Here is a 14,245-nt window from a genome sequence, read left to right as displayed (position 1 = left end):
TTTTTAAGTTAGCTGATCTAAATTTACAAAAATCTATGTTATTGCAATTTATAACTGATAGTTAGTTTAGTTTTTTTGCTATATTATTACAAGCTTTATCTAACATTTGATATACATTTTCAAATCCTTTGTCGCCTCCATAATATGGGTCTGGTACTTCTAAGTTAGTGCCAGTATTTAATTCATCTAAAATTAGTTTTACTTTTTTGATATCAGTATTGTGTCTGGCTAATGCAATTACGTTATTGTAATTAGAATTATCCATAACATATATCAAATCAAAAGTGTCAAAGTCTGATGTTTTAAATTGCCTTCCTTTTTGAAAAGAAATATCTATATCATATTGTTTAGCTATAGCTATCGAACGTTTATCTGGTTTCTCTCCAACATGGTAATTTGCAGTTCCAGCAGAATCAATAAAAAAATTGTCTTTAGGTAATTTAGATTTTAGAATACCTTCTGCTAATGGTGAGCGGCAAATATTTCCCAGGCAAACCATTAATACTTTAATCATATTAAAGTGTATTTGAATTAAATAGATAATTTTTTAGTGAGATCTTCTACGTATTTTCTAAATTGTTTATCGGTAGAGGATAAGTTATCTACTGTTTTGCATGCATGTAAAACAGTAGCGTGATCACGTTTCCCAATTTGAGACCCTATACTTGCAAGTGAAGCTTTAGTGAATTTCTTTGCAAAAAACATCGCTAATTGTCTTGCTTGAACTATATGACGTTTTCTTGTTTTAGATTGAAGTGTATCTACATCCATCTGGAAATAATCTGATACTATTTTTTGTATATAATCTATAGAAACCTCTCGTTTAGTGTTTTTTACAAATTTCTCTACAACATCTTTTGCAAGATTAATAGTAATTTCTTTTTTATTAAAAGAAGATTGAGCAATCAAAGAAATTATAGCACCTTCTAGCTCTCTTACATTAGATTTAATGTTTTTTGCTACATAATCAACAATATCATCGGGCATATCTACGCCATCACGATATAATTTGTTTTTCAATATAGAAACTCTAGTTTCAAAATCAGGATTTTGTAATTCTGCAGATAGTCCCCATTTAAAACGTGATAATAAACGTTGTTCAATATCTTGCATGTCTACAGGTGCTTTATCACTTGTTAAAATAACTTGTTTGCCATTTTGATGTAAGTGATTAAATATGTGAAAAAATACATCTTGTGTTCCAGATTTTCCAGATAAAAACTGAACATCATCTATAATAAGAACATCTATAATTTGATAAAAATGAATAAAATCATTTCTATTGTTTTTCTTTACAGCATCTATATATTGCTGAGTAAATTTTTCAGCAGAAATATATAAAACAGTTTTTTCAGGATATTTATCTTTTATGTCTACCCCAATAGCATGAGCTAAATGAGTTTTACCTAATCCAACACCTCCAAAAATAAGTAATGGATTAAAGGATGTGCCTCCTGGTTTATTTGCTACAGCAATACCTGCGTTTCTGGCTAGTCTATTAGAATCTCCTTCTAAAAAGTTCTCAAAGCTATAATTAGGGTTTAATTGAGATTCAATTTTTACATTTCTAATACCAGGAATTACAAATGGGTTCTTAAGCTCAGGATTTTTGTTCTTTAGAGGAACTTCTACATTTTGAGATTTTAAACCACTTCTATTTGCGCTTGGTATTTTTTCAGTAAATGGTTGTTTATTACCATAAGTGTTTTCCATTTTAATAATGTAAACAAGTTTGGCATTTTCCCCTAACTCTTTTGTGAGTGCAACTTTTAAAATTTTAACATAGTGCTCTTCAAGCCATTCGTAAAAGAATTTACTAGGTACCTGAATACTTAATGAGTTGTCAGTATACTTAACTGCTTTTATTGGCGCAAACCATGTTTTATATGCTTGAGGTTGAATATTATCTTTTATAAATTCTAGACAATTACCCCATACCGTTTGCGCAGTTTGACTCATTTGAGTGAAAGTTTTTTAGTTAATTAGTTAGTTGAAATGAAAAAAAATAAGTTTTCCCTCTATTATTTTTCTTGAGACAAATATGTGAACAATATTCTTAATAAAAAAATTCAAAACAGTTGAATTTTAAGTTTTTTTTTCTCATGTTTATCGGATGATGAATGTACAAAAATATTTTATATAAAATTGAAAATAGTCAACGAAATTTCTCATATAACTCAAATTAGGGTGCGATATGGAGAGACAGATCAGATGGGGGTAGTATATCACGGGAATTACGCACAGTACCTAGAAATAGGAAGAGTTGAATGGTTGAGAAACTTGGGTATTTCTTATAGAGAAATGGAAAAAAATGGGATTATGCTTCCGGTAGTTTCTTTATCTTTAGAATACAAAAAATCAGCATATTATGATGATTTAATTAATGTAAAAACTCAACTTATAAAAGAGCCTACTGCAGCTATTGAATTTAAATATGAAATTACAAATCAATCTAATGAAATTTTAACATTTGGAAACACTGTTTTGGTATTTATAAATATGAAAACCAATAAACCTGTAAAATGCCCACAATTTATTTTAGACAAACTGCAAAACTATTCGTTATAAGTTTTCAATTTTAATTTCAAATAAATTTTCAAAAAGATTAAACACAGATTCTGAATCTTTTTTTCGAACAGAAATATGAATTTGACAATCTAATTCTAATTTTTGATTAATGATGTTAATCTGTTTTTCTTTAATAACTCGCATTACCTTATTCATATGCTTATAATCAAACGTGATTAAAAAATCATTGTTTATAGTTTTCTCTATCACTGTAGAAGTTTCTAATGCCATTTGCGCAGCTGTTCGATAAGCGTTTATGAGACCACCAACACCCAATTTAACACCTCCAAAATAACGAACAACAACAATTAAAATATTAGTGAGATCAAACGATTGTATTTGCCCATATATAGGTTGTCCTGCACTATTACTTGGTTCCCCATCATCGTTAGCTCGATAGGTGATCTTTTCTATTCCTATTTGATAAGCATAACACCAATGTCTGGCACTATGATGTTGTTTTTTTAAGGCTTCAATATGAGTTTTTACATCATCGGTATTTAAGATTGGGAAAGCGTATCCAAAAAATTTACTATTCTTATCTTTAAATAAAACAACTTTTGAAGCGGTTGCTAAAGTTTTATAAGTGTCTTTTTCGCTCATTTTATGACAAAGTAACCATAATTATAGAAATGATAGCCAATAAAATTCCTAACCAATTAATTTTAGATATTTTTTCCTTAAAAAGTAGCAGTCCAATTAAAGTAGATACCATTACAATAGCTACATTATTTACGGTAAATAATGTAGAACTTTCTAGATTTTTATACTGAAGAGCTTTTAATAAGAAGTAAATGGAATAGTAATTTACGATTCCTAATAAGATACCTCCAAGTATGCTTTTATAATTGAATTTAAATTGCCCTTTTATTGCCTTTATAAACAATACAACCACCCCAATTGTAGCTGCAAAACTAAAAATAGTAGCAGAAAATATTGGAATACCATTTTTTGACACATATGTTGTTTCTAAATATTTAATGGAGGCATCAATAACTCCAGATCCAAAAAATAATAAAAAAGGAAATAATAAGCTTTTATTTAATCCTTTAGAGGATTTTTGAGATTTCACAGAAGTAAGATAAACAGCTATTAAAGCAATGATAATACCTGTTATTTTTTGCATACCAATACTTTCTTTATAGATATAAATTCCAAAAATTACAGGAATGATAACACTCATTTTACTGGCAACAGAAGCTACGGACAATCCGTTACGCTGAGCTGTAAGTGCCATTAAATTAAATACCGAAATAAATAAAAACCCCAGAATTAAAGCGCCATAAAACCATTTTGAACTTATGATCTCATTAATATGTATTGGAGAATTATAACTTAAAATACCAGTGATACATGCCGTAATATAGTTGACAACAATGGCTTGAAGCGTGTTAACTTTATATTTTTCAAATAGTTTAAAAATGACAAATAAAAGTGTAGATGCCGAGACGCTAAGTAATAAATACATCAAAATAACTCTGCTTTAGCTGTAAATAAATTTATAATATCATCTGTATCAGGGTGAAGTGTCCAAGTATAAATTTCTAACTGTGATGCAGCTTTTGTATTTTCTATTGTATCATCTATAAATAAAGTTTCATTTGCAATCAATTTATTTTCATTTAACACAAATTCATATACGTTATTATTTGGTTTTCTTAAATGAATCTCATGAGACAAGTAAAACGCATCAAAACAGTTTTTAAAACGAGTATATCTGGCAGGCTCCATATTTTTAATTACACGTTCTATATGCAGTGCATTAGTGTTACTTAAAAGAATAAGTTTATAATTTTTTGATTTAGATAATGCTTCTATAAATTTTAAGCGGTACTCGGGAAAATCTAAAATGATAGCATTCCAAGCTTCAATTAAAACTTGAGAATTATCTGTTTTAAAATAATCTGAATAGAATTTAATAAAATCTTCAGAAGTGACATTTCCTGTTTCATAGGCATTATTGATTTCTACTAATTGATAATCGATAGTAAATGAACCGAAATAACGATTAATTTCTTTTACTGTAGCTGCTTTATCTAAATTAATAAAGACATCTCCAAAATCAAATACAATTGTTTTTATCATATATGTTTTTCGTAAAAGCAGGATTTCTTAACCAGCTATGTTGTTGAATGTTTTAAGCAAATCACCATCAATATTTTGTTCAGAAATTAATTTCCCTTTTAACTGAGGAGCGTTTATCCCTTTTTTAAATGTATTCGAACCTATAAATACTCTCGCCTCATCCCAGAGATTTTCATTAATAAAAGTTTGAAGTGTTTTTGAACCGCCTTCAATTATAATAGAATTAATCTCATTTTCAAATAAAATGTCACAAATCTGTTTTGCTAAATCTGTTTTAAAATTTGAATTCTTTTCAGAGATAACAATTGTTCTAGCGGCTGCATCAAAAATGTTATGTTTTTTTGATAATTTGTTTTCTCTATCAATTACTATACGTATTGGGTTGTTGCCACTCCAACCTCTAGTCGTTAAACTGGGGTTATCATGTAAAACTGTATTAGTACCTACCAATATAGCTTGCTCTTCCGATCTCCATTTATGGACAAGTTGCCTAGAGGTTGTATTGGTGATCCAAACAGGTTGGTTTGTATCTCTTTGATTTGGAGAAATAAAGCCATTACTAGTTTCTGCCCATTTTAATATAATATAAGGACGTTTATTATTGTGATATGTGAAAAAGCGTTTATGGTGCATTTTACATTCGTTTTCTAGGATACCTACAGTAACATTACAACCAGAAGCTTTTAATTTTTCAATACCTTTTCCTGCTACTTTAGAATGAGTGTCGATAGTACCAATAACAATGTTAGGAATCTTGTATCTGATAATTAAATCACTACAAGGAGGTGTTTTTCCAAAATGTGAGCAAGGCTCTAAAGTGACATACAAAGTTGCCTTAGATAATAACGATTTATCGATAACAGATTCTATCGCATTTACTTCAGCATGATTACCTCCATATGAGCTTGTATACCCTTCTCCAATAATGACATCTTTGTAAACGATAACGCTACCAACCATTGGATTTGGTGCTGTAGATCCTAACCCGTTTTTAGCAATTTCAATACAACGTTTTATGTATTTTTCCTGTATCTTCACAGGCGTAAAAATAAGATATTAAATGAGTATCAACAATATAATAATTAGGGAAATTCAACCTCAAGATAATGCTATATTGGAAACGCTTATTCGATCTATTTTTATTGAATTTGAAATTTCTTTAGTGAATTCTACTTTTGAAGATGAAGAGATGTTAAATTTATTTGACTTTTATCAAGGAAATAGAGAAGTATTTTATGTTATAGAAATGGATTATAAAATTGTTGGAGGAGGGGGAATAAAACCTTTATTAGGTGGTGATGGCGATATTTGTGAATTACAGAAAATGTATTTTTTACCAGAATTAAGAGGTAAAGGATATGGTAAGGTAATACTAGAAAAATGCCTTAATATAGCGAGGGAAATGGGGTATGAGAAATGTTATTTAGAATCAGGACAACAATTAACGACTGCGATTTCGCTTTATGAAAAAATTGGATTTAAACATTTAACAGAACCATTAGGAAATACTGGACATCATTCTTGTAATATTTGGATGCTAAAAGATTTATAGTGATATTAAAACAATTAAGAACACATATTTTAAGTTCGTTATCTAAAAACTACTCTCAAGAGGAGGCTAATTCATTTTTTTATATGCTTACTAAGCATTATTTGAAGTTAAATAAAATAGATGTTCCTTTAAATTTTGATAAAATAATTATTGAAAAAGAGCAATTTCAGTTCAGCCAAGCTGTTGATAGATTATTAGTTAATGAACCCATACAATATATCATAGGCGAAACGGAGTTTTATGGTTTACCATTTAAAGTAAATCTAAATACACTAATTCCTAGACCAGAAACTGAAGAGTTGGTCGATTGGATTGTAAGCGATTTAAAAAATAATACTTCAGAAAAGAAAATATTGGATATTGGAACTGGTAGTGGCTGTATTATTATTGCTTTAGCTAAAACAATACATAATGGTAAATTTGCTGGTGTAGATGTAAGTGCAGAAGCATTGAAAATAGCTCAAACTAATGCTGATATTAATAAAGCAGAGGTTGAGTTTATTGAAGTAAATATTTTAAAACAAACGGGTAATTTAAACGGAAACTTTGATATAATTGTATCTAACCCGCCTTATGTTCGTGATTTAGAAAAAACAAAAATGCTACCTAATGTTTTAGATAACGAACCTCACTTAGCCCTGTTTGTACCTGATAATGATCCTTTATTGTTTTATCGCAAAATTAGCCAGTTTGCTAAAAAATCACTAAATTTAGGAGGCTCCTTATATTTTGAAATTAATGAATATCTAGGAGGAGAAATGATTCAATTATTAGAAAATGAAGGGTTTTTAAATATTGAATTAAAGCAAGATTTTTTTGGAAAAGATAGAATGATTAAAGCGATGAAATTATGAACAAATTAAAATCAATTACTTTGTTTTGTGGTAGTAGGGAAGGTAATGATGCTAAAATTCTTTCTGAAGCTAAACAATTAGGGAAAATATTAGCCGAAGAAAATATTACTTTGGTATATGGTGCAGCAAAGATAGGAGTTATGGGAATTGTTGCAGAAACAACTCTATCTCATCACGGAAAAGTAATTGGTGTGATTCCTGAGTTTTTAAAATTAAAAGAAGTGGTTCATTTAGGTTTGAGTGAACTTATTACAACTACAAACATGCATGAGAGAAAATTAAAAATGCATGATTTATCAGATGGGTTTATTACACTTCCTGGTGGTTATGGTACGTTTGAAGAGTTATTCGAAATTATTACTTGGTCTCAATTGGGATTACATCAAAAGCCTATAGGGTTATTGAATATTAATGGTTTTTATGATGATTTGATTAAGATGTTAGAGCAAATGGTAGTTAAGGGATTCTTGAAAATGGAACATTTAAATTTATTACTTGTCGAAAACAATATTGAAACTCTTCTCCAAAGAATGAGAGATTTTAAATCCCCAGTGCTAGCTAGGTGGTTAAAAAATGATAGAACTTAATCTTTAACTTTCTTTATAAGATCTTTAATCTTGTCTACATCGGAAACCACTTCTATTGTTTCGTCAAAAAACTTAACACTATTCATAGAGATTTTAGGTGATTCAATAACTGATTTTATAGTTGTTGCAGAGCAATGAACTTCATTAAACCCCGTAATTTTAAATAACGATATATTTTCTGAATTTATTCCACCTCCAGGAATTATAATTAGCCTAGAATTAGCTTCAATATTTAAATCCTTTAAAAGCCCAATACCATCTCTAGCCGAATTTGATTGCCCTGAACTTAAGATTCTATCAGCTCCTAAATTAATTAATTGCTGTAGTGCTTTAAATGGATTTGATACTCTGTCAAAAGCACGATGAAAAGTGAAAGATAACGGTTTAGATAGCTCAATTAATTCTTGAGTACGTTTTATGTCAATGGTGTTATCAACATTTAAAATACCAGAAACAATCCCTGCACAGCCTAAACTTTTACTAAACTTAATGTTCTCTTTCATAATTTCAAACTCTATATCTGAATAAGTGAAATTGCCACTGCGAGGCCTTATTAGTACAAAAACTGGAATTTTAATATTTTTTATCACCTGCTTTAATAATCCGTAAGAAGGAGTAATACCTCCTAAAGCTAATTCAGAGCAGAGTTCAATACGATGTGCTCTTGCATTTTGAGCATTCATAGCAGATTGATAAGAGTTTGCACAAACTTCTAAGATCATAATTTAATTTATAACGATTTCATCAATAAATGTCCAAGCTTTATTGCCTGCACCTTGAAGATCTTTTGGAATAACTCCATAATTAGGAATTTCCAATTTAATATATCTTGCCTTGATTGAATTAAACTCAGTTTTAAAACTTGAAATAGTGATTTCTGCAGAAGAGCTGATATTGAAATTGTTCATGTTTCCATCTAAACTAAAGCCAATTTTTATATGCTTAGGTGCATAAATCCATTGTCCATTAGCATTATAAAAACGAGTTGCAATAGAATTGACTTCTGTTTCTTTACCTAAATCAATAATAATCTCTACATCGTCACCCCAAAATCCTAACCATTCTTTATCACCGTAACGTTTGTTATTTCCATTAATACCATTTATTAATGCTTTTATTCCGCCTGCATTGTAAGCTGCATTTGGATTTACGTTTAAGATAACTTTTCCCCCAACAGCTTTATGATAATTAATGTGTTCTGTAAATAAGCGACCTATTTGCATTTTTTTATTAAATACAGCAGCATTAATATTAACACTTTTTGTTATTGGAATCGCTTCTGTATAAACTTCAGAATTAATTGTTGGTTTAGATCCATCTATCGTATACTTAATATCTTTTCCTGGTAATATTGTATTAAGTTGATATGAAATATGATTATTATTTAAAAGCTTTCCATCAATTTCGTACAAATGATTTGCATAATTAATATCAAGTGCATCTAGCCGGTTATTGAAATTTTCTACACGACTAGCAAAATCTAAATAATTTTTATTCTTATTTAAAGACCAAACTACTTCACTTAAAGCAAGTATTCTTGGAAATGCCATATATTCTACATGTTTTTGAGTAGGCATATATTCCGTCCAGACATTACCTTGAGCTCCTAAAACATATTTTGACTCTTCAAAAGTTAAAGCTTCGGGAATTGGATTAAAATTGTACACTTTTTTTAATGGTAAAAAACCACCGATAGCTAAAGGTTCATCATTATTATCAGATTGATAATAATCAAAATAAGTATGCGAAGTAGGGGTTAATATTACATCGTGATGTGCTTTTGCAGCCTCAACAGCCCCGTTAACACCTCGCCACGACATTACTGTGGCATTGGGAGCTAAACCACCTTCTAAAATCTCATCCCAGCCAATAATTTGTTTGCCTTTACTGTTGAGATAACGTTCTATTCGCGCTATAAAATAACTTTGAAGTTCATGTTCATCTTTTAAGCCTTTAGATTTTATGAAGTCTTGACAGAATTTAGAATGTTCCCATTGTGTTTTTGGAGCTTCATCACCACCAATATGAATATACTTACTCGGGAAGAGTTGAATAACTTCATCTAAAACATTTTCTAAGAACTTAAAAGTACTCTCTTTGGGGCAATATAAATTCTCAAAAACACCCCATTTAGTTGCTACTTCTACTTTTTGATCTGTGCACCCTAACTCTGGGTAAGCTGCAATCGCCGCTTGAGAATGCCCAGGTAATTCTATCTCAGGGATAATCGTTACATTTTTATTTTTAGCATATGCTACGATAGTTTTAATTTGCTCCTGTGTGTAATAACCCCCGTAACGTTTACCATCAAACTGCTGTGGCTGATCATTGTAATGGCCTATAAGTGTTTCATTTCTATAGGCACCAATCTCAGTAAGTTTGGGGTATTTTTTTATTTCAATACGCCATCCTTGATCTTCCGTTAGATGCCAATGAAACGTGTTCATTTTTAATAAGGCCAATGCGTCAATGTATTTCTTTATGAAATCTACAGAAAAGAAATGCCTGCCAACATCTAAATGCATTCCTCTATACCTAAATTGAGGATTATCTTTAATTTTTAATGCTTGAATGGATACAGATTTATTTTTATAGCTGTTATTTTCAAATGTAGGAGGTAATAATTGTCTTAAACTTTGTACAGCATAAAAAGCTCCTTTTGGTGTACTCGCTTTAATGTTAACAATATTCGTAGAGATATCAAGTATATAGCCTTCTTCGTTAACAATAGAATTATCTTTTATAAACGAAATAGTGTGTTTAGAAGGTCTAGTACTTAGCTTTATAGAGCTTCCATTCTCTACAAACTCTTTTAGAAAATGGGCTGCAACTTTAAACTCTTCTTCGTAAATTAAACTTGTAGAATTATTTAAATTAAAGACACCTTTTAAAAGAATTTGTGAAGACGGGATTGGAATAATTTGAGGAATAACTGCATTGTTTTTGGTGTCATTACAACTTGATAAAAAACTTATAAAAACTAAAAAGAGAGCTATTTTCTTGAATTGCATTTTACTATATTAGATGCTTTAAATATAACATAAATTTCTTCACCTATTAATGACTATTGAAGTACAAATAAATACACTTAGAGAAGAGTTAAGGCAGCATAATTATAACTATTATGTTTTAGATAATGCTACTATAAGCGATTTTGATTTTGACGTAAAATTGAAAGAACTCCAAGAGTTAGAAGCTAAACATCCAGAATTTTACGATGCTAATTCTCCTACGTTACGAGTTGGAGGAGAAGTAACAAAAAACTTTGAAACTATTACTCATGCAAATAGAATGTACTCTTTAGATAATTCATACTCTAAAGATGATTTATTAGATTGGGAAAAGCGTATTAAGAAATTAATAGATGGGGATATACAGTACACTTGTGAATTAAAATATGATGGAGCTTCTATTAATTTAACTTACGAAAATGGTGCTTTAAAGCGAGCAGTAACTAGAGGAGATGGATTTCAGGGAGATAACGTTACTACTAACATAAAAACTATTAAATCTGTGCCTTTACAACTAAAAGGAGATTACCCAGAACGGTTTGATATAAGGGGAGAAATTGTATTGCCTTTTGTTGGATTTCACAAAATGAATGAAGAACGAATTGCTTTAGGAGAAGAACCATATCGAAACCCTAGAAATACCGCTTCTGGAAGTTTAAAATTACAAGATAGCGCAGAAGTTGCAAAACGCCCGTTAGAATGTTTATTATATAGTATTAAAGGGGAGCGTTTGGGAATTAAAACTCAATTCGAAAATTTAAAAAAAGCGAAAGCTTGGGGATTTAAAGTACCAGATGCTGCAAAATTAGTTAACTCAATAGATGAGGTGTTAGATTTTGTGAGTTATTGGGATGTACATCGTCATGATTTACCTTATGAAACCGATGGAGTTGTTATTAAAGTTAATGATTTACAACAACAAGAAGAGTTGGGGCATACAGCTAAAGCACCACGTTGGGCTATGGCTTATAAATTTAAAGCAGAACGCGTATCTACACTATTAAATAGTATCTCGTATCAGGTCGGGCGAACAGGAGCGATCACTCCCGTTGCAAATTTAGAGCCAGTTGAATTAGCTGGAACAGTGGTAAAGCGTGCTTCATTACATAATGCAGATCAGATTGAAAAATTAGACATTCGAGTAGGAGATACAGTTTTTGTTGAGAAGGGAGGAGAAATTATTCCTAAAATTATTGCTGTAAACCTTGAACAACGTCAGAGTACTTCTCGAATAACAGAGTATATTACCAAATGCCCCGAATGCGATACACAGTTAATTCGTAAGGAAGGAGAAGCACAACATTATTGCTCCAATTATAATGGGTGTAAGCCACAAATTATTGGACGTATTCAACACTTTATATCCAGAAAGGCTATGGATATTGATGGTTTAGGCGGAGAAACTGTTGCACTTTTAGTCAATCAAAGGTTGATTACCAATTATTCGGATTTATATGAGTTAACTAAAGAGCAAGTAATTCCACTTGAACGTATGGCTGAGAAATCTGCTGAGAATTTAATAAATGGTATTGAAGCGTCTAAACAAATCCCGTTTGAGCGCGTGCTTTTTGCCTTGGGAATTAGATATGTAGGAGAAACAGTAGCAAAAAAGCTCGTAAAGCATTATAAATCTATAAACTCCTTAATTGATGCTGATATAGAAAACCTTATTGCTGTTGATGAAATTGGAGATCGAATAGCTAAAAGTATTATTGATTTTTTTAGTATTGAAAAGAACAGAATAATTATTGAACGATTAAACAGATTTGGAGTGCAGTTTGAAATTTCTGCAGATAAGTTAGCTAATCATACAGAAAAACTTAAAGGGCAAACTTTTGTAGTGTCTGGTGTATTTGAAAAAGTATCTCGAAATGAGCTAAAAAAACTGATAGAAGATAATGGAGGTAAAGTATCTAGTTCTATTTCTTCTAAAACTAGCTTTTTAATTGCTGGGGCAAATATGGGACCTAGTAAAAAAGCTAAGGCAGAAAACTTAAATATCTCAATATTATCTGAAGAAGAATTCCTACTTAAAATTGATTTAAAATCTTAAAAAAATATGTATTTCATCGATAAAGTGATTTTTTTTATCGATAAAGTGAATTATTTTTCTATGTTTGAGCGATTAAAAACTAATCGTTTGAGTAAAACAAAGGTAATATCAACATTATTAATAATACTAGCGACTCTATTCGTTGCTTTTGAGGTGTTTAATGCATCCTTAGCATCAGGTATAGTTAAAATGCTTTTATTACCAATGCTAATCTTATTGTATTATAAATCAGTTAAACAAAAGAGTAAATGTTTCTTAATCTTTTTGATTCTATATTCGATACCGCAAATTTTTGACTTTATTTCGTTAGAACTACTTAAACCCAATATCCTACTAGATAATATTCTTTATTACGTACTAAATACATTTTATATAGTTGCTTATATATTTTTAATGTTTGAGATACTTAAGTATATGAACGTTAAATTGATAATCAATAAATATATTACATATTTAATAGTTTTATTAGCTCTTGATGTGTATTGTGTTATGTTGGTCTCTGATGTTACATTAAAAAGCGGTTATTTTTCTGATTTCGGTACTCATTTAATGGAGTTTTCATATAATATAATAACAATGCTACTTTTAACTGTTGCATTAATGAATTATATGTATAAAGATTCTAAGAAGGCTATGAATTTATTGTTGGGATCTTTGTGTATCGTTTTTTCTGAAGTTATACAAATAGCATATTTTTATGTTGTTGACATGGAGATGCTAAGCGTGATATATTCTGTCTTATTAATTATTGCCTTTTTGTTTTTTCATATTCAAGCTAATTTAAGTGGTGTTGGAGAAGAAAAAGTAATAGAAAGTGCAAATGTAAACCAACTTGAGGTTTAAACTAAATAGAATATCTCTACTCTTTTTTAATTCAATTCTTAGCAATTTTTCTTAATCCTTACTGTTAGATAATATACAAATATTAGATAGTTGTAATTCACTTAATAACTTAACTACACAAGTGTAATTTATTTAAGTTCTTTAGTACCTTTGCAAAACATAATAAAAAAATGTTTCTAAAACGATTTAAAGAAAAATCTAACCTTAAATTTATTAATAAAGTACTAGATTCTAGAGAGGTATTAATAAATAATAAACCTATAGAGTCAATAGGGGTTATTTTTAATTTTAATGAGTTTCATGATAAAGAAGCATTTAAATCTTTTTTTAAAGATATTGAAGTAAAAGAGAATCATATAAAAACTATAACTTTTATTTCTGATGAAAAATCAGCTATAGTAAATTCTTGGGATTCTTGTTTTTCTTCGAAAGATTTTGGATGGAATGGCAAAATTAATAATGTAGAGTTAGAGCAATTTATTAATACAAAGTATGATGCTTTAATAAGTTATTATAATGAAGACAATTTAGAATTAAACCTTGTTAGCGCAGCGTCAAAAGCTAATTTTAAAATTGGAATTTCAAATAATAATTTAAGACTTAATGATTTTATTATTGATGTAAAATCCAAGGATATCGAAATTTTTAAAACAGAGGTTATTAAATATTTAAAAGTACTTAATAAAATATAA

15 protein-coding genes are annotated in these 14,245 nt (G+C 29.6%); 7 read left to right on the top strand and 8 right to left on the bottom strand.

The genetic code is table 11. The annotated features are described in order from the left end of the window. Window positions 1–61 precede the first annotated feature (61 nt). Complete coding sequence (locus tag D1817_11930; GenBank protein ID AXT20570.1) at window positions 62–514, bottom strand: low molecular weight phosphotyrosine protein phosphatase; 453 nt, start codon at window positions 512–514, stop codon at window positions 62–64. A 17-nt stretch (window positions 515–531) separates the two neighbouring features. After that, complete coding sequence (gene dnaA, locus D1817_11925; GenBank protein AXT20569.1) at window positions 532–1,959, bottom strand: chromosomal replication initiator protein DnaA; 1,428 nt, start codon at window positions 1,957–1,959, stop codon at window positions 532–534. Window positions 1,960–2,211: 252 nt separating this feature from the next. On the opposite strand from dnaA, the gene D1817_11920 reads away from it, so the two are divergent. Then, the gene (locus tag D1817_11920) at window positions 2,212–2,568 is read left to right on the top strand and encodes an acyl-CoA thioesterase (GenBank protein AXT21274.1); all 357 of its coding nucleotides are present in this window, start codon (window positions 2,212–2,214) and stop codon (window positions 2,566–2,568) included. On the opposite strand, the gene D1817_11915 is transcribed toward D1817_11920, so the two are convergent. From D1817_11915 to ribD, 4 genes are read right to left on the bottom strand one after another with little or no spacing between them, the layout of a single operon-like run. Continuing rightward, window positions 2,563–3,171: a YigZ family protein gene (locus D1817_11915; protein ID AXT20568.1), complete on the bottom strand. Its 609-nt coding sequence runs from the start codon at window positions 3,169–3,171 to the stop codon at window positions 2,563–2,565. The genes D1817_11920 and D1817_11915 overlap by 6 nt on opposite strands. Before the next feature lies 1 nt (window position 3,172). After that, the gene (locus tag D1817_11910) at window positions 3,173–4,039 is read right to left on the bottom strand and encodes a DMT family transporter (GenBank protein ID AXT20567.1); all 867 of its coding nucleotides are present in this window, start codon (window positions 4,037–4,039) and stop codon (window positions 3,173–3,175) included. Beyond that, a complete protein-coding gene (locus D1817_11905) occupies window positions 4,036–4,653 on the bottom strand; it encodes an HAD family phosphatase (protein ID AXT20566.1) in 618 nt (205 codons plus the stop codon). The genes D1817_11910 and D1817_11905 overlap by 4 nt, the downstream gene beginning before the upstream one ends. A gap of 27 nt (window positions 4,654–4,680) precedes the next feature. Beyond that, window positions 4,681–5,691: a bifunctional diaminohydroxyphosphoribosylaminopyrimidine deaminase/5-amino-6-(5-phosphoribosylamino)uracil reductase RibD gene (gene ribD / locus D1817_11900; GenBank protein ID AXT20565.1), complete on the bottom strand. Its 1,011-nt coding sequence runs from the start codon at window positions 5,689–5,691 to the stop codon at window positions 4,681–4,683. Between the two features lie 22 nt (window positions 5,692–5,713). Here ribD and D1817_11895 point away from each other — a divergent pair, with 22 nt between their 5' ends. The 3 genes from D1817_11895 to D1817_11885 are packed head-to-tail and all read left to right on the top strand — an operon-like array spanning window position 5,714 to window position 7,646. Beyond that, window positions 5,714–6,205, top strand: a complete 492-nt coding sequence (locus tag D1817_11895; GenBank protein ID AXT20564.1) for a GNAT family N-acetyltransferase — start codon at window positions 5,714–5,716, stop codon at window positions 6,203–6,205. Further along, window positions 6,205–7,059: a peptide chain release factor N(5)-glutamine methyltransferase gene (gene prmC, locus D1817_11890; GenBank protein ID AXT21273.1), complete on the top strand. Its 855-nt coding sequence runs from the start codon at window positions 6,205–6,207 to the stop codon at window positions 7,057–7,059. Before D1817_11895 ends, prmC begins: the two co-directional genes overlap by 1 nt. Next, window positions 7,056–7,646, top strand: coding sequence for a TIGR00730 family Rossman fold protein (locus D1817_11885; protein ID AXT20563.1), 591 nt, complete (start codon window positions 7,056–7,058; stop codon window positions 7,644–7,646). Before prmC ends, D1817_11885 begins: the two co-directional genes overlap by 4 nt. On the opposite strand, the gene D1817_11880 is transcribed toward D1817_11885, so the two are convergent. Beyond that, a complete protein-coding gene (locus D1817_11880) occupies window positions 7,643–8,368 on the bottom strand; it encodes a copper homeostasis protein CutC (GenBank protein AXT20562.1) in 726 nt (241 codons plus the stop codon). The genes D1817_11885 and D1817_11880 overlap by 4 nt on opposite strands. 3 nt (window positions 8,369–8,371) lie before the next feature. Continuing rightward, complete coding sequence (locus D1817_11875) at window positions 8,372–10,657, bottom strand: beta-N-acetylhexosaminidase (GenBank protein ID AXT20561.1); 2,286 nt, start codon at window positions 10,655–10,657, stop codon at window positions 8,372–8,374. Between the two features lie 49 nt (window positions 10,658–10,706). Here D1817_11875 and ligA point away from each other — a divergent pair, with 49 nt between their 5' ends. The 3 genes from ligA (at window position 10,707) to D1817_11860 (ending at window position 14,245) form a co-directional block, all read left to right on the top strand. Then, complete coding sequence (ligA, locus tag D1817_11870) at window positions 10,707–12,710, top strand: NAD-dependent DNA ligase LigA (GenBank protein AXT20560.1); 2,004 nt, start codon at window positions 10,707–10,709, stop codon at window positions 12,708–12,710. Window positions 12,711–12,716: 6 nt separating this feature from the next. Next, window positions 12,717–13,553 carry a hypothetical protein gene (locus D1817_11865; protein AXT20559.1) on the top strand — a complete coding sequence of 279 codons (837 nt, stop codon included), beginning with the start codon at window positions 12,717–12,719 and terminating at the stop codon, window positions 13,551–13,553. Between the two features lie 170 nt (window positions 13,554–13,723). Beyond that, entirely contained in the window at window positions 13,724–14,245 is a 522-nt protein-coding gene (locus D1817_11860; GenBank protein AXT20558.1) for a hypothetical protein, read from the top strand.

Source organism: Flavobacteriaceae bacterium (genome assembly GCA_003443635.1).
Lineage (GTDB): Bacteria > Bacteroidota > Bacteroidia > Flavobacteriales > Flavobacteriaceae > AU392.
Note: the sequence above shows the minus strand (reverse complement) of the source record. Positions and strands in the feature narration are given on the sequence as shown.